This window comes from Pararhizobium capsulatum DSM 1112 (assembly GCF_030814475.1).
Taxonomy (GTDB): Bacteria; Pseudomonadota; Alphaproteobacteria; order Rhizobiales; family Rhizobiaceae; genus Pararhizobium; species Pararhizobium capsulatum.
Genome location: NZ_JAUSVF010000001.1, coordinates 721,521 through 741,383 on the forward strand (window position 1 = coordinate 721,521; position 19,863 = coordinate 741,383).

Annotated in this window: 22 protein-coding genes and 1 tRNA gene; 13 read left to right on the plus strand and 10 right to left on the minus strand. The window is 59.9% G+C overall.

Features of this window, described 5'->3' with window-relative positions:
* Positions 1-5 precede the first annotated feature (5 nt).
* Positions 6-185 (minus strand): hypothetical protein, encoded by a 180-nt coding sequence (locus QO002_RS03360; protein ID WP_307233566.1) that lies wholly within the window; start codon positions 183-185, stop codon positions 6-8.
* 137 nt (positions 186-322) lie between these two features.
* Positions 323-412 (minus strand) — tRNA-Ser (locus tag QO002_RS03365).
* A gap of 290 nt (positions 413-702) precedes the next feature.
* On the opposite strand from QO002_RS03365, the gene QO002_RS03370 reads away from it, so the two are divergent.
* From QO002_RS03370 to QO002_RS03385, 4 genes are all read left to right on the plus strand, one after another.
* Positions 703-1,020, plus strand: coding sequence for a hypothetical protein (locus QO002_RS03370; RefSeq protein ID WP_307226674.1), 318 nt, complete (start codon positions 703-705; stop codon positions 1,018-1,020).
* A 162-nt stretch (positions 1,021-1,182) separates the two neighbouring features.
* Positions 1,183-2,064, plus strand: coding sequence for a helix-turn-helix domain-containing protein (locus tag QO002_RS03375; RefSeq protein WP_307226676.1), 882 nt, complete (start codon positions 1,183-1,185; stop codon positions 2,062-2,064).
* 164 nt (positions 2,065-2,228) lie between these two features.
* Positions 2,229-4,436: a TonB-dependent siderophore receptor gene (locus QO002_RS03380; protein WP_307226678.1), complete on the plus strand. Its 2,208-nt coding sequence runs from the start codon at positions 2,229-2,231 to the stop codon at positions 4,434-4,436.
* 341 nt (positions 4,437-4,777) lie between these two features.
* Positions 4,778-5,770, plus strand: coding sequence for a BMP family lipoprotein (locus QO002_RS03385; protein ID WP_307226681.1), 993 nt, complete (start codon positions 4,778-4,780; stop codon positions 5,768-5,770).
* Between the two features lie 252 nt (positions 5,771-6,022).
* Here the strand turns inward: QO002_RS03385 and QO002_RS03390 are convergent, their stop codons facing one another.
* Positions 6,023-6,232, minus strand: coding sequence for a SlyX family protein (locus QO002_RS03390; RefSeq protein ID WP_307226683.1), 210 nt, complete (start codon positions 6,230-6,232; stop codon positions 6,023-6,025).
* A 258-nt stretch (positions 6,233-6,490) separates the two neighbouring features.
* Here QO002_RS03390 and QO002_RS03395 point away from each other — a divergent pair, with 258 nt between their 5' ends.
* Genes QO002_RS03395 through deoA form a run of 7 tightly spaced genes read left to right on the plus strand, consistent with a single transcriptional unit; the run spans position 6,491 to position 13,439 of the window.
* Positions 6,491-8,026 carry an ABC transporter ATP-binding protein gene (locus QO002_RS03395; RefSeq protein WP_307226687.1) on the plus strand — a complete coding sequence of 512 codons (1,536 nt, stop codon included), beginning with the start codon at positions 6,491-6,493 and terminating at the stop codon, positions 8,024-8,026.
* The gene (locus tag QO002_RS03400) at positions 8,023-9,156 is read left to right on the plus strand and encodes an ABC transporter permease (RefSeq protein WP_307226689.1); all 1,134 of its coding nucleotides are present in this window, start codon (positions 8,023-8,025) and stop codon (positions 9,154-9,156) included. The genes QO002_RS03395 and QO002_RS03400 overlap by 4 nt, the downstream gene beginning before the upstream one ends.
* Positions 9,157-9,159: 3 nt before the next feature.
* Positions 9,160-10,131, plus strand: a complete 972-nt coding sequence (locus QO002_RS03405; protein ID WP_307226691.1) for an ABC transporter permease — start codon at positions 9,160-9,162, stop codon at positions 10,129-10,131.
* A gap of 3 nt (positions 10,132-10,134) precedes the next feature.
* Positions 10,135-10,527, plus strand: coding sequence for a cytidine deaminase (locus tag QO002_RS03410; RefSeq protein ID WP_075290877.1), 393 nt, complete (start codon positions 10,135-10,137; stop codon positions 10,525-10,527).
* Positions 10,524-11,321, plus strand: a complete 798-nt coding sequence (locus tag QO002_RS03415) for a purine-nucleoside phosphorylase (RefSeq protein WP_307226695.1) — start codon at positions 10,524-10,526, stop codon at positions 11,319-11,321. Before QO002_RS03410 ends, QO002_RS03415 begins: the two co-directional genes overlap by 4 nt.
* 31 nt (positions 11,322-11,352) lie before the next feature.
* Positions 11,353-12,126, plus strand: a complete 774-nt coding sequence (gene deoC / locus QO002_RS03420; RefSeq protein WP_307233121.1) for a deoxyribose-phosphate aldolase — start codon at positions 11,353-11,355, stop codon at positions 12,124-12,126.
* On the plus strand, positions 12,123-13,439 hold the full coding sequence (gene deoA, locus QO002_RS03425) for a thymidine phosphorylase (RefSeq protein ID WP_307226698.1): 1,317 nt from the start codon (positions 12,123-12,125) through the stop codon (positions 13,437-13,439). The genes deoC and deoA overlap by 4 nt, the downstream gene beginning before the upstream one ends.
* Here deoA and QO002_RS03430 read toward each other — a convergent pair.
* Positions 13,432-13,950 (minus strand): TIGR02281 family clan AA aspartic protease, encoded by a 519-nt coding sequence (locus QO002_RS03430; protein WP_307226699.1) that lies wholly within the window; start codon positions 13,948-13,950, stop codon positions 13,432-13,434. The two genes, deoA and QO002_RS03430, sit on opposite strands and share 8 nt — an antisense overlap.
* 187 nt (positions 13,951-14,137) lie before the next feature.
* Here QO002_RS03430 and QO002_RS03435 point away from each other — a divergent pair, with 187 nt between their 5' ends.
* Together QO002_RS03435 and QO002_RS03440 are read left to right on the plus strand one after the other, a co-directional pair.
* Entirely contained in the window at positions 14,138-14,356 is a 219-nt protein-coding gene (locus QO002_RS03435; RefSeq protein ID WP_307226701.1) for an antitoxin MazE family protein, read from the plus strand.
* Positions 14,353-14,676, plus strand: a complete 324-nt coding sequence (locus tag QO002_RS03440; RefSeq protein ID WP_307226704.1) for a type II toxin-antitoxin system PemK/MazF family toxin — start codon at positions 14,353-14,355, stop codon at positions 14,674-14,676. Before QO002_RS03435 ends, QO002_RS03440 begins: the two co-directional genes overlap by 4 nt.
* Positions 14,677-14,680: 4 nt before the next feature.
* Here QO002_RS03440 and upp read toward each other — a convergent pair whose 3' ends face one another.
* From upp to QO002_RS03470, 6 genes are all read right to left on the minus strand, one after another.
* Positions 14,681-15,310: a uracil phosphoribosyltransferase gene (upp, locus tag QO002_RS03445; RefSeq protein ID WP_307226706.1), complete on the minus strand. Its 630-nt coding sequence runs from the start codon at positions 15,308-15,310 to the stop codon at positions 14,681-14,683.
* 125 nt (positions 15,311-15,435) lie between these two features.
* A complete protein-coding gene (locus QO002_RS03450; protein ID WP_307226709.1) occupies positions 15,436-16,404 on the minus strand; it encodes an adenosine deaminase in 969 nt (322 codons plus the stop codon).
* On the minus strand, positions 16,401-17,621 hold the full coding sequence (locus tag QO002_RS03455) for a phosphopentomutase (protein WP_307226711.1): 1,221 nt from the start codon (positions 17,619-17,621) through the stop codon (positions 16,401-16,403). The genes QO002_RS03450 and QO002_RS03455 overlap by 4 nt, the downstream gene beginning before the upstream one ends.
* Positions 17,622-17,803: 182 nt before the next feature.
* A complete protein-coding gene (locus QO002_RS03460; protein WP_307226713.1) occupies positions 17,804-18,409 on the minus strand; it encodes a TadE/TadG family type IV pilus assembly protein in 606 nt (201 codons plus the stop codon).
* The gene (locus QO002_RS03465) at positions 18,409-18,963 is read right to left on the minus strand and encodes a TadE/TadG family type IV pilus assembly protein (RefSeq protein ID WP_370878536.1); all 555 of its coding nucleotides are present in this window, start codon (positions 18,961-18,963) and stop codon (positions 18,409-18,411) included. Before QO002_RS03465 ends, QO002_RS03460 begins: the two co-directional genes overlap by 1 nt.
* A 198-nt stretch (positions 18,964-19,161) precedes the next feature.
* Complete coding sequence (locus tag QO002_RS03470; protein ID WP_307233125.1) at positions 19,162-19,512, minus strand: pilus assembly protein N-terminal domain-containing protein; 351 nt, start codon at positions 19,510-19,512, stop codon at positions 19,162-19,164.
* Between the last annotated feature and the right edge of the window lie 351 nt (positions 19,513-19,863).

Genomic DNA, 19,863 nt, shown 5'->3' on the forward strand with positions numbered 1-19,863 from the left:
GCCGGTCAGCGCTTGATCAGACGCTTGGCCGCTTCCTGGGCCGCGATCTGCGCTTCGAACATGGTCGCGAACTGCCCCTGGGCAGGATAGATGACGCCGCGGTGGTTGAGCACGAAACACCAGCGCCCATTCTGTCGCTTTTCAACCGTGATCTTGCTTTCCGTCGGCTTGTCCGTCGCCATCATCGTTCCTCACCTGCTCGCTGGAGCCGCCGTCATTATCCGTTCGAAGGGGGGCATGGCAAGCGAAAGCCCCGTTTCAAGTGGCATCCTATAAGGTATAAAGTTCGACTTCGGTCGAAGAACATGAAAACTGCAGAAAATGGCGGACAGAGCGGGATTCGAACCCGCGGTACGCTTTCACGTACACACACTTTCCAGGCGTGCGCCTTCAACCACTCGGCCACCTGTCCGTTGTCATCGCACCGTCGGTTGGAGCCGGTGGATCGGAGGCGCTTGCGCGTTCTCCAGAAAGGTTCATCAAGGACGAACCGTGTCACACCGGCGCAGTAACCGGGGACGGCGCGATATATACCGATGAATTCCGCCGGATCAACTGAATTCTGACAGTTTTTTGACTTCTTCATCTCAACTGTTCCAAAATCCAGCGATTGCCGTTCCCATCCGACTTGCCTAAGTCTTTGCGCGAGCTAGCTATCAAGCGCGGTCTCGATCTCTGGACCCGCAAGATTGGAGGGTTTGAATGCGGTTTCTACTGCGGTTTGCAAGTTTCCTGTCGCTCATCATCGGCGTTCTCGCCGCATCGGTGGATTCCATCCAGTCCGTCTCGGCGTCGCAAGCCGTTTTGACGCCGCTCGGAAGCGCCCTTTCCGCGACGGGTGAAACGGGGCTGGCTCTGGTTCAATCGCTGGAGCGACCGGCTGGCGCGGCGGGCCTGTTGCAGCCCGTGGCGCATTGGGTTCTGATGCAGCCGGCCTTTGCCGTGTTCCTGATGCTGGCCTTGTTGCTTTGGATGATTGCCTATCGCAGGCCGCCTATCGCGGGTCGTTTCTCGGCATAGCGCGGTGGACGCCCTTGGCGCGACCATGGCGAAAAAGTCACAACGCCCGTCGTTTCGGGCCTTCCGGTCATTTTAGCGATTGCGATAACGGGTCCCGTGGCCTAGGAAAACATGACTATTGAAGGCAGGTTTTAATAGTCCGCGACCGGACCGGATTGGGCCATGACTTTTCAGCCCCGCATGAACAATCGCATCAACGGCTTCTCTGTCATTGGCGGCCTCAATCGGCGTCAGTGGAACGGTGTTGTCGCGGATTTATGGAATGTCAACTGCGCGCCGTTGGCAGGCGGGTTCTACGTGGCGGACAATCCGCGCCTGTTCATCGTGCTTGATGCGAAAGGCGGGCGACCGAATATCCGGTTGCGCCAGCCGCAGAGCGGGTTTTCCGAAGAGGGGCAGGGGCAGGTCGCCTCCTACATTCCTGCTGGCATGGAACTGTGGGCCGAAATGATCGATGTCGAGTATGTCCGCCATCTCGACCTGCATTTCAACGTCGAGATATTGAGCCGCCGTTTGATGGAGGATCTCGATACCGCGCAACTCGAAGCGCCGCGGCTGATGTTTTCCGATCCGCGTATTCTCTCTCTCGCCGAACTTATCGCGGCGGAATGCGTCAATCCGCAGCCCCTGCATGATTTGTACGGGGATGGACTTTCGCTGGCGCTGTTGATCGATGTGATGCGACTCGGCCCTTCCAGACAGCGCAAGCGCAGCGCCCTGGCCAGCTGGCAGTTGCGCCGGGCAATCGACTATATCGAGGAAAATTGCCTGCGTGGCATCCGTATGGAAACTCTGGCGGAGCTTACCGGCCTGTCGCAATCCCATTTCAGCCACGCCTTCAAGGCTTCGACCGGCCTTCCCCCGCATCAGTGGCAGATGAAGGCCCGCATCGATCGCGCCAAGCAGATGATCGTCAAAGCCGACCAGCCGATAAGCGTCGTTGCCGTCGAAACCGGCTTCGCCGATCAGGCGCATTTTACCCGCGCGTTTCGCAAGGTCGTCGGTGTCACGCCCGGAAGCTGGGCGCGCAGTCAAAAGACGTGATGGGCAATTGCTGGCGAATGCGCGATTGGCCCAAAAACAGTCAAAGACCGCAGAGAAAGACAATCCCCATCGGAATAGCTGAGTTAGAAACTCATATTATTTATGGGGCGGCAAGGGCCAGTCGAGCGGGACTGGACATATGCCGGCAATTTCTGGGGTGACATATGCGTATCAAGGGAACGGGCCTGAACCGGTTTCTGATGGCGGGCGTTTCGCTCGCTGCGGTGACGATGACGGGTGTTGCGATGCCGGTCTCGGCATTTGCACAAGACGCCGCATCGGGCGGCGCCACGGCACTGGAGCGGCTTTCGGTCGAAGGCGGCAAGGTAACGCAAAAAGAGGCCAAGGGTCCGGTAGACGGCTATGTCGCCAAGGCGACTGATACCGGCTCCAAGGCCGCGATGACTATTTCGGAAATTCCACAGTCCGTTTCGGTGATCGGTCGCCAGGAGCTGGACGATCGCGGGGTCGTCACGAAGGTCGATGAAGCGTTGCGTTATACTCCCGGTGTCACCAGCGAACCTTTCGGCAGCGACCCGGATACGGACTGGTACTACATTCGCGGTTTTGACGCGACGCAGACCGGCGTCTTCCTTGATGGCCTCAATCTCTACAGCTTCTCCTTCGGCGGTTTCCAGACCGATGCCTTCATGCTGGAGCGAGTCGAGGTGCTGAAAGGCCCGGCGTCGGTTCTCTATGGTGGTTCCAACCCGGGCGGTATCGTCGACCTCGTGCGCAAGCGCCCACAGGACGAGCCGCTCTATTACACCGAAATCGGCATCAACAATTTTGGCAATGCCTTCTTTGGCTTTGACGCCAATGACAAGCTGAATGCAGACGGCACGATCAACTACCGGATTACCGGCAAGATCGCGGGCGGTGATAACTACAGCGATTATTCCGAGGATCTGCGAGGCTTCGTCATGCCGCAGATCACCTATACGCCGGATGATGCGACGAGCCTGACGGTCTATGCGATCATTTCCGCTCTCGACCAGACCCATGTCGGCAATGGCTTCCTGCCCTATGAAGGCACGGTGACGTCCACGCCCTTCGGTAAGATCGACCGCGACGTCTTCCCCGGCGAGCCGGATCATGACTATGGCCGCTATGACCAGCAGATGATCGGTTATGAATTCGAGCACGAATTCGACAATGGCTGGAAGGTGAGCCAGAATGCGCGCTATGCGCATCTCGACAAGAAAGAGCTGATCTACTACCCGTATGGCTGGCTCAACACCACTGATCCTGCCAGCGACAACTACTACAAGCTCTATCGCGTGGGCTTCAATCACGACACCTCTGCCGACAGCTTCAATATCGACAACCGCGCCGAGAAGGACTTCGATACCGGTCCGGTCAAGCACTCCTTCCTCGCGGGCATCGACTACAAATATTATCAGATCGACCAGACACAGGCATCGCCCTTCTGGATGACGCCGGCGACGCCGATCGACCCCTTCAATCCGATCTACGACCTGCCGCAGCCCGATAATCTGACCTATCGCGATGACGTCACGACCATGCAGCAGATCGGCATCTACGCGCAGGATCAGATGCGCTTTGGCGACGGCTGGCTGCTGACACTCAATGGCCGCTATGACTACGTCGATATTGAAGACGATGCGAAGGTTGGCACCAGCTATTCGACGCATGACGGTGCGTTGAGCGGCCGTGCCGGTCTTGCCTACGAATTTGCCAACGGCGTAACGCCCTATGTCAGCGCCGCCACTTTCTTCAATCCCTTGATCGGCACTGTATACGGTGGTGGGGCGATGAAGCCGGAAGAAGGCCATCAGATTGAAGGCGGCATCAAGTACGAGCCCACCTTCATCGACGGTCTGTTAACGGCCTCCGTTTATCATATCGTGAAGCAGAACGTGTCGCTCACCCGACCGCTTGACTTCCTGCAGGAACAGATCGGCGAGGTAACCTCCACGGGTATCGAGCTCGAAGGCAAGATCAATCTCAACGAGAAGTGGAAGCTTCTGGCCTCTTACAGCTACAATGATCTCGAGGTGACCGAAGATCTCAATCCGGCCTTGATCGGCAAGCGCCCCTATCTTATCCCGGAACAGCATGCTGCGTTGTGGCTTGATTACACATTGACTGAAGGTGCACTCGAAGGTGTGAGCATTGGCGGTGGTCTGCGGTATCAGGGGAAATCCTACGCCGATAACCTCAATACGTTGACAGTGCCAGATGCGCTGCTGGCCGATGCGGCCGTCCGCTATGAGAAGGACGGTTGGCGCGCGTCCTTGAACGTCGCCAACCTCTTTGACAAGGAATATGTCAAGGGTTGCCAGGGTGCTTCCACCTGCGGCTATGGAGACCAGCGCACTGTCACCTTGAAGCTCAGCAAGACCTTGTGACGCCACCGAAAGCCGGAATTTTAGGGCCGTCGCACGATCCGTGCGGCGGCCTTTTCTTTGTTGCAGCGGTACGGGAAGCTAAAAAGCAACGAGCATTCCGGCGCTCAAAATCCGGCGCTTTTGCCGCTGAAATCGGCAGGTTTTGAGCGGTTTTTGAGCAATTTACCTTTTTTTACCAACTGAAAAATTTCGGGTGAATTTTCGTTTGAGGCATGCAAGGATGCGCGCCAGCCAGACCTCCCGGACGGGAGGCCGGTGGTTCCGCAGACATGCTTCCCGATAAGAGGAAGCGTGCGGGAGGACCCAACAAAAAAGATCAATAGCAACAACAGGGCTGCACAATGAAGAAAACCCTCCTCGGTCTCCTTGCCTTTTCCATGGTGTCTGCAACGGCGCTCGCTGCCGACGTAAAGCCGGCGATCATTTACGATCTGGGCGGCAAGTTCGACAAATCCTTCAACGAAGCGGCTTTCAACGGCGCTGAAAAGTTCAAGACCGAAACCGGTATCGAATACCGCGAGTTCGAAATCGCCAACGATGCGCAGCGCGAGCAGGCGCTTCGCCGCTTTGCCGGCGACGGCAACAACCCGATCGTCATGGCCGGCTTTTCCTGGGCTGCAGCCCTTGAGAAGGTCTCCGTCGAATATCCGGACATCAAGTTCGCCATCATCGACATGGTGGTCGACAAGCCGAACGTGAAGTCGGTCGTCTTCAAGGAACAGGAAGGCTCCTACCTCGTCGGCGTTCTGGCCGGCATGGCCTCCAAGTCCAAGACCGTTTCCTTCGTCGGCGGCATGGACATTCCGCTGATCCACAAGTTCGCCTGCGGCTACGTCGGCGGCGCGAAATCGACCGGCGCTGACGTCAAGGTTCTCGAAGCCTATACCGGCACCACGCCGGACGCCTGGAACGACCCGGTCAAGGGTGGCGAAATTGCCAAGTCGCAGTTCGACCAGGGTTCGGACGTCGTCTACCACGCAGCTGGCGGTACCGGCGTTGGTGTTCTCCAGGCCGCCGCTGATGCGGGCAAGCTTGGCATCGGCGTCGATTCGAACCAGAACGGCATGCAGCCGGGCAAGGTTCTGACCTCGATGCTCAAGCGCGTCGACGTTGCCGTCTACGAAAGCTTCATGAGCGCCAAGGATGACAAGTTCGCCTTCGGCATCTCCAATCTCGGCCTCAAGGAAGATGGCGTCGGCTATGCTGTCGACGACAACAACAAGGCCCTGATCACCCCGGAAATGCAGGCTGCCGTCGATAAGGCCAAAGCCGACATCATTGCCGGCACGGTTCAGGTTCACGACTACATGTCGGACGAAGCCTGCCCCTACTAAGAACGGCTACGAAATGAGAAAACCGCCGGTCATTGGGCCGGCGGTTTTTTGTTGGGCGACGACGTACGCATCCTCTCCGTCATGGTCGGGCCTGACCCGACCATCTGCTGGCCTCTCGATTCGACGAGAGGCTGATAGATCCTCAGGTCAAGCCTGAGGATGACGTCAGAATATGAGGTGGGCCGCGCGGTATGCAGCGTGGGCAAGATATGTGGCGAGACGGCTGCTGATGACGGCGCTCGTCTTTGTGGCTCAGTAATGAGGCGGCCGCGTAATTGCCGGCGCTTCAAGGCTCTGTTCTTCCAGGTTCAGGAACCGCTCGGTCAGGCGATCGAGCTTGGCACGGACTTGCTCCATCACCTTCCACTGCTCGGTCAACTGGTCCGACAGTTCCTCGATAGCCTTCGCCTGATGAGCGATGGTTTCCTCAAGGTGGGTAACACGTGCGTTTTCGTCGCTCATGGGGTCTTCCTGGATGTTGCGGCTTTGCGCTCTACCATAAGATTGAAGGAAGCCGAAAGCGGCGTGTTATTTTCAGCGCGAGCGAAACAAATCGGCTCTGGACTCTCTGTGGCGAAGCGGGAAGACTGTGGTTTCGTTCGATTTTGGGCTTACGCCGCTGAAATTCGAATGATAAATATATACCAACTGGTAAAAAAATCGATGTCCGGGCCATCCGCCAGAAGATGGAACCGGGCCACTTGGGGAATATAGGCCGACATGAGCGATCTAGCCATCGAGCTCAGGGGCATAGACAAGAGCTTTGGCCTTGTTCATGCCAACAAAGATATCAATCTCAAGGTCCGCAAGGGCACGATCCATGGGATCATCGGCGAAAACGGGGCCGGAAAATCGACCCTGATGTCGATCCTCTACGGCTTCTATCAGGCCGATCGCGGCGAGATCGTCGTTGACGGCAAGACCGTGACCATCAAGGACCCGAACGCAGCTATCGCCAGCGGCATCGGCATGGTGCACCAGCACTTCATGCTGGTCGAGAATTTCACCGTGCTGGAAAACATCATGCTCGGTGCGGAAGACAGCCAGGTGCTCAACACCAGCATTTCCAAGGCCCGCGTCGAGCTGAAGCGGCTGGAAAAGGAATATGCGCTGGAGGTCAATCCGGATGCGCTGATCGAGGAGCTTCCCGTCGGCCTGCAGCAGCGGGTGGAAATCCTGAAGGCCCTGTACCGCAAGGCCGATATCCTCATCCTCGACGAGCCGACAGGCGTGCTGACGCCGCCGGAGGCCGATCATCTGTTCCGTATCCTCGGGCAGCTGAAGGACCAGGGCAAGACGATTATCCTCATCACCCACAAGCTGCGCGAGATCATGGCGATCACCGACGAGGTGTCGGTCATGCGACGCGGCGAGATGGTGGCGACCCGCAACACGAAGGAAACCTCGGTCGAGGAACTGGCCGAGCTGATGGTCGGCCGCCGCGTTCTGCTTCGTGTCGAGAAAGGCGAGGCCAATCCGGGCGCCATCAAGCTGTCGGTGAAGAACCTGACGGTGCGCGACAGCCGCGGCGTGACGATGGTAGACAATGTCTCCTTCGATCTCCGTTCTGGCGAGATCGTCGGCATTGCCGGCGTGGCGGGCAATGGCCAGTCGGAATTGCTGGAGGCGATTTCGGGCATCCGGCGCGCCATCTCCGGTTCCGTTGTGCTGAATGGCTCCGATGTCGATGTCACCGGTTATGCCGATCCCGGCGAATTGCGCGCGCTCGGCCTCGGCCATGTGCCGGAAGACCGCCATCACGTCGGCCTCGTCCTGAAATTCGAGGAGAGCGAAAACGCCATCCTGGGCTATCATCGCGACAAGCGCTATCTCAACGGCCCCTTCCTCAATGTCGATGCGATCCGCGCCGATGCGGAGGAAAAGATCGAGAAATACGACATCCGCCCGCCGAATGCGCGGCTGAAGACGGCGAATTTCTCCGGCGGCAACCAGCAGAAGATCGTGCTGGCGCGCGAAATGGAACGCGGGCCTGATGTCCTGATCATCGGCCAGCCGACGCGCGGCGTCGATGTCGGCGCCATCGAATTCATCCACAGGCGGATCATCGAGATGCGCGACAGGGGGATGGCCGTGCTGCTCGTCTCCGTCGAACTCGATGAAATCCGCGCGCTTTCCGATCGCATCCTCGTGATGTTTGCCGGCCGCGTTGTCGGCGAACGGTCCACGGACGCGACAGAAGGCGAGCTCGGCCTTCTCATGGCCGGCGTCGAAGGCCCCAAGGAGGCCGCCGAATGAGCAATCCATACGCAAAATTACCCAACTGGGCGGAATACGGCCTGATCCCACTGGTCAACCTCGTCGTCGCCTTCCTGGTCGCCGGCCTCGTCGTGCTTCTCGTCGGCGAAAATCCGCTGAAGGCCGCCTATCACATGGTCAACGGCGCCTTCGGCCGCGGCGAATACATCGGCTTCACGCTCTACTATGCCACGACCTTCATCTTCACCGGCCTTTCAGTGGCCGTCGCGTTCCATGCCGGGCTGTTCAATATCGGCAGTGAAGGCCAGGCCTATATCGGCGGCATCGGCGTGGCGCTCGCCTGCCTCTGGCTCGATCGCACCATGCCGTGGTTCTTGGTGTTTCCGCTGGCGATCATCGGTTCGGCCGCTTTTGGCGCGCTCTGGGCTTTCCTGCCGGGCTGGCTGCAGGCCAAGCGCGGCAGCCATATCGTCATCACCACCATCATGTTCAACTTCATCGCCTCGAGCTTGATGGTCTATCTGCTGACCCGCGTATTGAAGCCGCTCGGCTCGATGGCGCCGCAGACCCGCACCTTCGAAGCCGGTGGCCAGCTGCCGAAGCTCGACTGGCTCCTGTCGATCTTCGGCCTGGATATCGGTAATGCACCGTTCAACATCTCGTTCCTTTTGGCGCTGCTGGCGGCCTTCGGCGTCTGGGTGCTGATCTGGCGCACCCGTTTCGGCTACGAGATGCGCACGATGGGCCACAGCCCGTCGGCCGCCCGCTACGCTGGCATCAGTGAAACCCGCATCACCATCATCGTCATGATGATTTCCGGTGGTCTTGCCGGCATGATGGCGCTGAACCCGATCATGGGCGAGCAGTTTCGCATGCAGCTCGATTTCGTGCAGGGCGCGGGCTTCGTCGGCATTGCCGTTGCACTGATGGGACGTTCGCATCCGGCCGGCATCATCCCGGCAGCGATCCTGTTCGGCATGCTCTATCAGGGCGGCGCCGAGATAGCCTTCGAAATGCCGGCGATCTCGCGTGACATGATCGTCATCATCCAGGGGCTGGTCATCCTGTTTGCGGGCGCACTCGAAAACATGTTCCGTCCCGCTATCGGCCGGGCCTTTGCCTCGTTTGGGCAACGCTCAGCGGCTGCTGCACAGACGAAGGGGGCCTGAGCCATGGATTTCTTTCACACGATCATCGCCCTTCTCGAATCGACCATTCGCGTCTCCGTGCCGCTGATTTTTGCCGCTCTTGCCGGGCTGTTTACCGAGCGGGCAGGGGTGTTCGACATCGGTCTTGAAGGCAAGATGCTGGGAGCCGCCTTTGCCGCTGGCGCGGTTGCGGCCGTCACCGGCTCGGTCTTTGCCGGCCTGCTCGCGGCGATCCTGATTTCGGTCCTGCTGTCGCTGGTCCACGGCTACGCCTCCATCACCCAGCGGGGCAGCCAGATCGTTTCCGGTGTCGCCATCAACTTCGTGGTGGCGGGATCGACTGTCATTCTCGGCGAGGCCTGGTTCCGTCAGGGCGGCCGCACGCCGGCTTTGTCTGGTGACGCCCGCTTCCAGACCTGGAACCTGCCTTTTGCCGATGCCGTGAAGGACGTGCCGATCTTCGGGCCTATCTATTCCAACCTGCTTTCCGGCCACTTCCTCCTGACCTACCTCGCCTTCGCGCTGGTGCCGATAAGCTGGTGGATTTTGTATCGCACCCGCTTTGGCCTGCGCCTTCGTGCCGTCGGTGAAAATCCGGGTGCGGTCGATACCGCCGGTATCTCGGTGATCTGGCTGCGTTATCGCGCCGTTATCTGCTGCGGCATTCTCTGCGGTTTTGCCGGCGCCTATCTGTCGCTCGCCATGAGCGCCGGTTTCGTCAAAGGCATGACGGCGGGCAAGGGCTATATCGCGCTTGCGGCGCTGATCTTCGCCAAATGGCGGCCGCTCAACATCATGCTGGCCTGCCTGATCTTCGGCTTCCTTGATGCACTGGCGATCCGCCTGCAGGGCAATCCGCTGCCGCTGATCGGCCAGGTGCCGGTCCAACTGATGCAGGCGCTGCCCTATATCTTGACCGTCATCCTGCTCGCTGGCTTTATCGGCAAGGCAATCCCGCCCAAGGCTGGTGGCATCCCCTATGTGAAGGAGCGCTGATCGATGGAAAATGATCTCTTCGAAGCCGCCCGCGAGGCCATGTCCAAGGCGCACGCACCCTATTCAAAGTTCCCGGTCGGCGCGGCAATCCGCGCCGAAGACGGCAAGATCTATTCCGGTGCCAATATCGAGAACCTGTCCTTTCCCGAAGGCTGGTGCGCCGAAACGACCGCGATCAGCCACATGGTCATGGCCGGCCAGCGCAAGATCCTCGAAGTCGCCGTCATCGCCGAAAAACTAGCGCTCTGCCCGCCTTGCGGCGGCTGCCGTCAACGGCTGGCCGAATTTTCCGGCGCCAGCACCCGCATCTTCCTCTGCGACGAGACCGGCGTGAAGAAGACCTTGGCGCTCTCCGATCTGCTGCCGCATTCCTTTGAGACCGAGGTCATCGGTTGACCGCCGCTGCGGAGATGCTGAAGGCCCGCCTCGGCGGGCTTGCCCCCCGTTATGGCATCGTGCTTGGCTCTGGCCTCGGCTCGCTGGTGGAAGGTGTGGCGGATGCTGTGCGCATCTCCTACGCGGATATCCCCGGCTTCCCCGTCAGTGCGGTGTCCGGCCATGCCGGCGAACTGGTGGCCGGCAAGATCGGCGGCGTGCCGGTCATCGTGCTGTCGGGACGCGTGCACTATTACGAGCGCGGCGATGCCAACGCCATGCGCGGGCCGATCGGGACGCTGAAGTTGCTCGGCGCCGAAACCTTGATCCTCACCAACTCCGCCGGCTCTCTGCGCGAAGACTTAGCCCCGGGCTCGGTGATGATGATCACCGACCATATCAATTTCTCCGGCGAAAGCCCGCTGATCGGCGTCGACAGCGATGCCCGCTTCGTCGGGCTGACGGCAGCCTATGACGCAGAACTGGCAGACGCCATCCGTGCGGCCGCGATCAAGCTCGATATTCCGCTCGGCGCCGGCGTCTATATGTGGTTCTCAGGGCCGAACTTCGAAACACCAGCGGAAATCCGCATGGCGCGCATTCTGGGCGCCGATGCCGTCGGCATGTCGACCGTGCCCGAAGTCATCCTGGCACGTTTTTTCGGCCTGAAGGTTGCCGCGGCTTCGGTTATTACCAATTATGGAGCTGGAATGACCGGCGCCGAACTCAGCCATCACGAAACCAAGGATATGGCGCCCGTCGGCGGGCAGCGTCTCGCAGCCATCCTGAAAGAGATGATATCTGCCCGGTCATGAGCCGAGGCGGGAGAGGAAACGGACCAAGATGATGCTCGAAGCCAACAACCGTCAGGTGGCGGCGCTCGCCCTGTCGCTGCTCGATCTGACCGATCTCTCGGACAATTGCGCGCCCGAGGCCATCGAAAAACTCTGCGCCCAAGCCGTTACGCCCTTTGGCCACACCGCCGCAATCTGCATCTGGCCGCGCTTCGTTGCTCAGGCACGGGCGATCCTTGGGCCGAACAGCGCGGTGAAGATCGCCACGGTCGTCAACTTTCCCTCCGGTGATCTGACGGTGGAAACCGTTGTCGCCGAAACGGAGAAGGCGATCGCCGATGGCGCCGACGAGATCGACCTCGTCATCCCCTACAAGGCTTTCATGGCTGGTGATGAGCAGGCCGTGCGCACGATGATTTCTGCCGTCAAGGCTGTCTGCACCCCGCCGGTGCTCTTGAAGACCATTCTGGAAACCGGCGAGCTGAAGGACCGCGGCCTGATCCGCAGCGCCTCTCATATAGCCATCCAGGAAGGCGCCGATTTCATCAAGACTTCTACCGGCAAGGTCGCGGTCAATGCGACGCTGGAGGCGGCCGATATCATGCTGACCTGCATCCGCGAAAGCGGCCGCAAGGTCGGCTTCAAGCCAGCAGGCGGCGTGCGCACCGTCGGCGATGCACGCCTCTACCTCAATCTGGCCGCGACGATCCACAGTCCGGATTGGCCGATGCCCTCCACCTTCCGTTTCGGCGCATCCGGACTGCTCGGCGATATCCTCGCGGTGCTGGAAGGCCGGGAGCCCGCCGTGGCAGCGGCTGCCTATTGACGATGATCCCCCAGGAGATCATCCGGCGAAAGCGCGACGGCGAAACCCTTTCAAGCGAGGATATTGCCGCTTTTATCAGCGGCCTGTCCGATGGCTCGATCTCCGAAGGCCAGGTTGCGGCCTTTGCCATGGCAACCTGGTTCTCCGGCATGTCCATTCATGAGACGGTGGCGCTGACATCGGCCATGCGCGACAGCGGCGACGTGCTCGATTGGAGCGGCTTATCAGCGCCCGTCGCTGATAAGCATTCGACCGGCGGCGTCGGCGACAATGTCTCCTTGATGTTGGCCCCGATCGCGGCCGCCTGTGGCCTCGCCGTGCCGATGATCTCGGGCCGGGGCCTCGGCCACACCGGCGGCACGCTCGACAAGCTGGAATCGATCCCGGGCTATAACATCAAACCGTCAGCCGAACTCTTCCGCCGCACCGTCGAAGAGGTGGGTTGTGCGATCATCGGCCAGACGGCCGCGCTCGCCCCTGCCGACCGCAGGCTTTATGCGATCCGCGACGTCACCGCGACCGTCGATTCCGTGCCGCTGATCACCGCTTCCATCCTGTCGAAGAAGCTTGCCGCCGGGCTGCAATCGCTGGTGCTGGATGTAAAGATCGGCAGCGGCGCCTTCATGGTGAGCCTCGAAGAGGCAGAAACGCTGGCCCGTTCGCTCGTCGGCGTCGCCAATGGTGCCGGCGTCAAGACCACAGCCTTGATCACCGACATGAACGAGCCGCTGGCTGACGCCGCCGGCAATGTGCTCGAAATCGAAAACTGCCTCGCCTTTCTGCGTGGCGAAAAATCCGGCACAAGACTTGAAGCCATCGTCATGGCCTTTGCCATGGAAATGCTGCTGTTATCGGGGGTCGCATCAAGCCCTGCGGAAGCCGAAACGCTGGCGCGCCGCGCGCTGGAAAGTGGGGCGGCACTGGAGCGTTTCGGACGCATGGTACACCTGCTCGGTGGCCCACATGATTTCGCGGAGCACAGTGATCGTTATCTGCAAAAGGCGCCAGTGGTTCTCCCTGTCGAGTTGATGCATGGCGGCTATCTCTCAAGCTGCGATGCCCGTGGCGTCGGCATGGCGGTCATCGCTCTTGGAGGCGGGCGCACCCATGCCGATGATATCATCGATCATCGCGTCGGCATCGGCGGCTTGAAACCCTTGGGCACAAAGCTGGAGAAGGGTGACGTCCTGGCGGTCGTGCATGCTGTCGATGAGGTTGCGGCAGAGGCAGCGCGCGAGCGGCTGCTCTCACTTTATACGCTCACGGAAGAAGCCCCGCCCGCGCGACCGATCATTCTCGCCAAGATCAATTGACAAGGTGCAGCGCGCCGTTCTCGACCCGGTAGGACGACAGCCGGTTGAGGAAGCTCATGCCGACGAGCATGCCGGACAGCGAAGCATCCGGCAGCACCATCGCCTGGACATTGTCGACGCTGATCGTGCCGATTTTCACGCGGTCGAGAACCACGGAGGCCGCCTTGACGATGCCGTTTGCCGTGCTGGCACGGGCATTGTACTGCAGGCTGCCTGGCGCGATCCCGAGGCTGCGCGACATCGACACATTGATGGCGATGACGCTCGCACCGGTATCGATCAGGCCACTCTGCTTGCGGCCATTGATCTCGAAGGTGCCGAAAAAGTGCCCCTGCGTCGCCTCAATCGTCACGCCCTTGCCACCGGCATAGCTCGCTGCCGAGGTGGCTTTCGGCCGTGAGGCCTCGCGTGACACCGTATCCGCCCGCTCCAGATATGTCGTTGCAACGCCCGGCAGAACCATCGCCACCAGTGCAATGCCGGCTGCAAAGATCGAAAGGCGCATAAGCATTGATCTGCCTCCGTCATGAGGGCGAATGAGAACTGAAGTGAAGCACGGCAGTAGCTAACGCCACATCAACAAAGGGGCGGCACCAGCGGCTACCTTTCAAACGGGTTAAGATTTGATTTCCAACCGATCCTGCTTTCCTTGTCCTAAAGGAACGAGTATGTTACATGTAACGAAAAGGAGCGCTTCTATGCCCGCATCCGTCAATGAACGCGTAAACAAGCGTCGGGAAGCCTTGCGAGCAGCTGGACTTCGGCCGCTTCAGATATGGATACCCGATCTGCGCAAGCCGGGTTTTGCGGAGGAGTGCCGCCGTCAGGCGGTTCTTGTCGCCCTCGCCGATGGGCAGGATGACGATCTGCAAAGCTTTATGGATGCAGCCCTCGTCGATGACGCCAGCGACGAATGAAGCGAGGCGATCTTGTGACCATCGCCATGCCCGGTGATTTCGGCAAGCCGCGCCCGGCCCTGATCATCCAGGCGGATCAGTTTACGGAAACCGCGACTGTTACGGTGCTTCTGATTTCGGGAACGCTTGTGGAGGCACCCTTGCTGCGCATCACCGTGGAGCCTACGATGCAGAATGGCTTGCGCAAGACCTCGCAGATCATGGTGGACAAAGCGATGTCCGTCCGGCGGGACAAATTGGGGCAGGCTTTCGGCCATTTGCCGGACGAGGCTATGGTGTCCGTAAACCGCTCGCTCGCGCTTTTCCTCGGTTTTGCCTGACCGCTTACTTCGTCCCATACATCCGGTCGCCGGCATCGCCGAGGCCGGGCATGATGTAGCCTTTTTCATTGAGATGGCTGTCGATGGAGGCGGTGTAGATCGGAACGTCCGGGTGCGCGGCCTGGAAGTTGCGGATGCCCTCGGGGGCTGCCAGCAGGCAGAGGAAACGCAGGTTCTTCGCGCCGCGTTCCTTCAGTTTGTCGATCGCGGCGATCGAGGAGTTGCCGGTGGCAAGCATCGGGTCGACGACGATGACGAGGCGTTCCGACATCGCTTCCGGCGCCTTGAAGTAATATTCGACGGCCTCCAGCGTCTCGTGGTCGCGGTAGACGCCGACATGGGAGACGCGGGCGGATGGGACGAGTTCCAGCATGCCTTCGAGCAGGCCGTTGCCGGCGCGCAGGATCGAGGCGAAGACCAGCTTCTTGCCTTCGAGAACCGGCGCCTGGATCGTCTGCAGCGGTGTCTCGATGGTTTCCATCGTCAGTTCGAGATCGCGGGTGACCTCGTAGCAGAGCAGCGTGGAAATCTCGCGCAGCAACCGGCGAAAACCGGCGGTCGAGGTTTCCTTCTTGCGCATGATGGTCAGCTTGTGCTGCACGAGCGGATGATTGATGACCGTTACGCCGTCCATGGCCAAGCCTCCTGAAAATCTGGATAGGACATTCTTTTTCACCGAAAAGCCCTGACCTGCAAGGGGTGAGTGCCGCTTTGCCGCGTCATCTCCCTGTCATCCCCAGCCGTCAGGCCCGTTTCACGCTAAAGTTTGGCCAGAAGCCGAGCACGAGTAGGCTCGTCCACGAACGCGGCCTCGATCGCCGTGCGCGTCATCCCGTTGATCTCGTTATCGCTGAAGCCTAGGACATGCGAGGCGATCTCGTATTCCTGTGCCAGCGATGTGTGGAAGAAGGGCGGATCGTCGGAGTTCAGCGTCACCCGGCAGCCGGCGTCACGAAGGGCGCGCAGCGGATGGGACGGGAAATCCGGGAACACCTTGAGGGCGACATTGGAGCCCGGGCAGGTTTCGAGCACGACGCCTTCGTCGGCGATGCGCGCGACGAGATCGGCATCCTCAATGGCCCGCACCCCATGGCTGATGCGCGCCGGGCGCACATGGTCGAGCGCGTCTCGCACACTGAAGGCGCCGGCCATCTCGCCGGCATGGATGGTGATGCCAAGACCGCTGTCGCGGGCGATATCGAAGGCACGGGTAAAATCTGCGATCTTGTGCATGCGCTCCTCGCCGGCCAGGTTGAAGCCGGTGACCAGCGGATGGGCGCGCTCGGCCGCGTAAAGCGCGGTCTTTTCCGCCCGTTCTGCACCGTAGTGACGGATGATGGTGATGATCATCCGGCCTTCGATGCCGGTCTTGGCTTTCGCCGCCTCGATCCCGGCGGCAAGCCCGCGAATATAGGCATCCGCACCGATACCGATGGTGTTGCCGTGATCGGGGGAAACGATGATTTCGCTGTAGATCGTGCCGGCGTCGGCCAGTTCGGTGAGGTAGGTTTCTGCGAGCAACGCATAGTCTTCTTCGGTGCGGAAGAGTTCGGCTACCTTGTCGTAGCAGATCAGAAAATCGGAAAATTCGGTCCAGACATAGGCGCCGTCGCGAATGATGTCGCTGACATCGACGTTGTATTTGCGCGCCATGTCGAGCGCGAGCGCTGGCGAGGCCGCACCTTCGATATGGCAGTGCAGCTCGGCTTTCTTCAGATGTGCAGTCAAAGGAAACTTCTCCCATGCAGGCCCGGTGCAATGCCCAGATGCCGGGCGACGGTTTCGCCGATGCCGGCAAAGCCGTTGATGATGCCGATGGAGCGTGGTGCGATGTCCGGCCCGAAAGCAAGCACCGGCACGCGCTCGCGGGTATGGTCTGTGCCGCGCCACGTCGGGTCGCAGCCGTGATCGGCGGTGATGATGGCGAGATCGCCGGGCTTCAGCTTGTCCTGGATTTCCGGCAGGCGCGCATCGAAGGCTTCGAGTGCCGCGGCATAGCCCGGCACGTCGCGGCGATGGCCATACAGCATGTCGAAATCGACGAAATTGGTGAAAACGAGATCGCCATCCTCGGCCTCGTCCATGGCCTTCAGCGTGGCATCGAACAGCGCCATGTTGCCATTGGCCTTGATGAGCCGGCCAATGCCCTGATGGGCGAAGATGTCAGCGACCTTGCCGACGGCATGCACAGTGCGGCCGGCCGCCGTCAGCCGGTCGAGCAGCGTCGGTTCGGGCGGCAACACGGAATAATCGCGCCTGTTGCCGGTGCGGCTGAAATTGGCTGGTGATGTGCCGATGAACGGGCGGGCGATCACCCGGCCGATATTATGGTCGTCGAGCAGGCGGCGCACGACGTGACAGAATTCGAGCAGACGATCGAGGCCGAAGGTCTCCTCGTGGGCGGCAATCTGAAAGACGGAATCCGAGGATGTGTAGCAGATCGGCTTGCCGGTGCGCATATGCTCCTCGCCGCAGCGGTCGATGATGTCCGTGCCCGAGGCATGGCAGTTGCCAAGAATGCCCGGAACATCGCCTTCGCGACAGATCGCCTCGACCAGTTCCGACGCAAAGGCATCGCCCTCGGTCGGGAAGTAACCCCAGTCGAAACGGACCGGCGTGCCGGCGATTTCCCAATGGCCGGAGGGCGTGTCCTTGCCGCGCGAAACTTCGCTTGCCGCGCCATAAACCCCGGTTGCGGCTTCATCGACGGACAAACCTGCCGGTATGCCGCCGGTCGCAAGTCTTGCCGCATGGACAAGGCCAAGCGCAGTCATGTTGGGGATATTCAGCGGTCCTTCGCGTAATCCCGGGCGATCGCCAGCACCAGCGGCACAGAATTCGGCGATATGACCAAGCGTATCGGCACCCTCGTCGCCGAAGGCGGCTGCATCCGGCGCGTTGCCGATACCGAAGGAATCAAGAACGAAGAGAAACACGCGCGCCATTGTTCACCTGAAAGTCTCCACCCGATTGCGGCACGCATCACTTGCCGCGTGTCACTTTCGTTGGCTGTTCGACCCGAAGCCGCAGGCTTCGCAAATCCAAGCCATAGGCGGCCGATTGCCATTTTTCCGAAGGCAACGGATACCGTGCTCGGGTGAGGATTGCAAATGGCCGCAGGCGCAGTTTAGGCCGGGCAGTCCTTGCAGGTGATCTGCTCACCCAGCCGCTGCTGGTAGTAATAGGTCTTGGAGATGGGGATTTCGTGGGTGGATTTGGAAAGGGTTGGCGACATCAGCATCAGGTTGTGCCGCACGAGTAGTTCCGAGCGCACCACGAAAGTATCCACCAGCGACAGCTCGGACGGAATATCTGCAGTTGTTCCCGCCTTGTATGGCGCTTTTCCAGCTTCGTCGCGTGACCAGACCACGGTTCCCTTCCCGGCTGCCGAAACCTTGATGCCCGTGATCTTCAGGGAGTAGTTGTCGACCGAGTAGGGCGCCATCGCCGCCCTGACGACCTCCTTCATGCCATCGAGCGTAGAGATGCTCACTTCCTTCTTCTGGGTCAGAAGGTCGGCGACAGTGCTCGATGCATGGGCAACCTTACGGCTAACGCCGACGCCGACGGAGATTTCGAAGGCCCCGAGATAACCCATCAGCAGCAGCGGGATGATGATGGCGAATTCAACGGAGCCGATGCCCTGCCGATCGCCGATCAAGGCGCCGAGGCGACTGTTGAAGAAACGGGTTGCCAGACGCTGCTTGAGATTTGCCGCGGCGGTTTTCATCATCAATACGCCTCGTTGACGACGGTGTTTGTCGCCACCATGAGGTAATCATGGGGCATGGAGCTTCCGGCCGACCGCAGCTTGGTTACATAGGGGCGGACAAGGTCCGTCATGACCTCCCAGCGATAATAGCTGCGCACGACATTGATCTTCTCAGCACCGCCGGGAGTGAAGACGGTGGCGGTGTTCAAGTCGGTGCCGGTACGCGGAATTTCCGTGGGGATATCGGCGAAGGTCGTGAAGCTGCGAACATCGATATAAAGCCGATCCGTATCGCAGCTCAGGAAAAAGGAGATTTCGTCGCAATAGAGTTCGCGGAACTGGTCCTTGGTCTTGTCGGTGGTGCGACCGAGGCCGAAGGTGACTTCGCCTGTTCTGATCTTGCGCGCCATGGTGTCGTTGGCATTGGCCAGCACCTGTTCGCCGAAGAACGCGACGAATGTTTCGATCGACGCAAATGTCACAACAAAAAACGGAAGGGCCAGGATGGCAAATTCAATGGCCGTCGCGCCACCTTTTTCCCGGGCCAAACGACGAAACAGGCCGGCCGGCCGCATAGGCTTTGCCTTGCCGGTTTTCGCAGCTGTGTTTTCAGCAATGACCTGCTGGTTTTCCGTACCGTTCATCGGTGGGCCCTCTCGTCTTGAAAGGACTATAGGAATTGAGCGTTGATAAATCGTATGCATGGCACATTCGAATTTGAATGGTGCCGCATACCTTTCGCTAAGCATTCAGCAACGGCGAAAGGGTCTGATTTAGTTTTTGGCGGCGGCCCGGTCTGCGTGCACTTCACAATTTGGCGTGCAGGAGAGCACCGAGCGTTGCGTCTGGCGATAGACGCGAACCGTATTGCCCTCGTCGATCGACACGAGAATGCGTTCATCGACAAGCGCATTTCCATCGGCATCAAGAATAACGAGATTTGTCGTACCGAAGGCTCGGCCTGTGAGGACGATGGTCCGGGCATCCGCGACCGTTGCGTCGGCGACGTCGGAATTGCCGATGATGACCTTGGCGACGGGCCGGTCGAGTTTCAGGACACGCGCGTGATCCATATAGACGCGCATCATGTCTTCCTCTTCCTGCGCGAAGGAAGCAGCGGGCATGACAATAGTCAGGGCAAGACCCGCCAGGGCAGGCAGCGCCCAGGCGGCACAAAGTGCGAACGTGTTCGATTTCATGACAGTTCCCCGACGGATATTGACGGCAGAGCATCGCCGGTTTTGGTGAATGAAGGGTTAATTGCGCCGGTATCGTCCCGTGTCGTCGCTCGGACAAGGTGTTTCTCAGGCTTTAGCGCGCCAAGGCCAGATCACGCGTTCAATTTTACACGTTCAGTTTGCGAGACATTTACCATACAAACCGGGATCAGGCCTTAACCGCGTGGTAACTTACTTCCTTAAGCGGTTTGAAATTGGCTCTCCTGTAGCTTTTGCCTCGACCGATCAACGGAAACA

Coding starts and splice junctions, on each gene's coding strand:
- QO002_RS03360 (WP_307233566.1), bottom strand. CDS start 185: ATGATGGCGACGGACAAGCCGACGGAAAGCAAGATCACGGTTGAAAAG.
- QO002_RS03405 (WP_307226691.1), top strand. CDS start 9,160: ATGGATTTCTTTCACACGATCATCGCCCTTCTCGAATCGACCATTCGC.
- upp (WP_307226706.1), bottom strand. CDS start 15,310: ATGGACGGCGTAACGGTCATCAATCATCCGCTCGTGCAGCACAAGCTG.
- QO002_RS03410 (WP_075290877.1), top strand. CDS start 10,135: ATGGAAAATGATCTCTTCGAAGCCGCCCGCGAGGCCATGTCCAAGGCG.
- QO002_RS03385 (WP_307226681.1), top strand. CDS start 4,778: ATGAAGAAAACCCTCCTCGGTCTCCTTGCCTTTTCCATGGTGTCTGCA.
- QO002_RS03390 (WP_307226683.1), bottom strand. CDS start 6,232: ATGAGCGACGAAAACGCACGTGTTACCCACCTTGAGGAAACCATCGCT.
- QO002_RS03400 (WP_307226689.1), top strand. CDS start 8,023: ATGAGCAATCCATACGCAAAATTACCCAACTGGGCGGAATACGGCCTG.
- QO002_RS03370 (WP_307226674.1), top strand. CDS start 703: ATGCGGTTTCTACTGCGGTTTGCAAGTTTCCTGTCGCTCATCATCGGC.
- QO002_RS03470 (WP_307233125.1), bottom strand. CDS start 19,512: ATGCCCGCTGCTTCCTTCGCGCAGGAAGAGGAAGACATGATGCGCGTC.
- QO002_RS03380 (WP_307226678.1), top strand. CDS start 2,229: ATGCGTATCAAGGGAACGGGCCTGAACCGGTTTCTGATGGCGGGCGTT.
- QO002_RS03460 (WP_307226713.1), bottom strand. CDS start 18,409: ATGATGAAAACCGCCGCGGCAAATCTCAAGCAGCGTCTGGCAACCCGT.
- deoC (WP_307233121.1), top strand. CDS start 11,353: ATGCTCGAAGCCAACAACCGTCAGGTGGCGGCGCTCGCCCTGTCGCTG.
- QO002_RS03465 (WP_370878536.1), bottom strand. CDS start 18,963: ATGCGGCCGGCCGGCCTGTTTCGTCGTTTGGCCCGGGAAAAAGGTGGC.
- QO002_RS03440 (WP_307226704.1), top strand. CDS start 14,353: ATGAAGCGAGGCGATCTTGTGACCATCGCCATGCCCGGTGATTTCGGC.
- QO002_RS03395 (WP_307226687.1), top strand. CDS start 6,491: ATGAGCGATCTAGCCATCGAGCTCAGGGGCATAGACAAGAGCTTTGGC.
- QO002_RS03455 (WP_307226711.1), bottom strand. CDS start 17,621: ATGGCGCGCGTGTTTCTCTTCGTTCTTGATTCCTTCGGTATCGGCAAC.
- QO002_RS03375 (WP_307226676.1), top strand. CDS start 1,183: ATGACTTTTCAGCCCCGCATGAACAATCGCATCAACGGCTTCTCTGTC.
- QO002_RS03430 (WP_307226699.1), bottom strand. CDS start 13,950: ATGCTTATGCGCCTTTCGATCTTTGCAGCCGGCATTGCACTGGTGGCG.
- QO002_RS03435 (WP_307226701.1), top strand. CDS start 14,138: ATGCCCGCATCCGTCAATGAACGCGTAAACAAGCGTCGGGAAGCCTTG.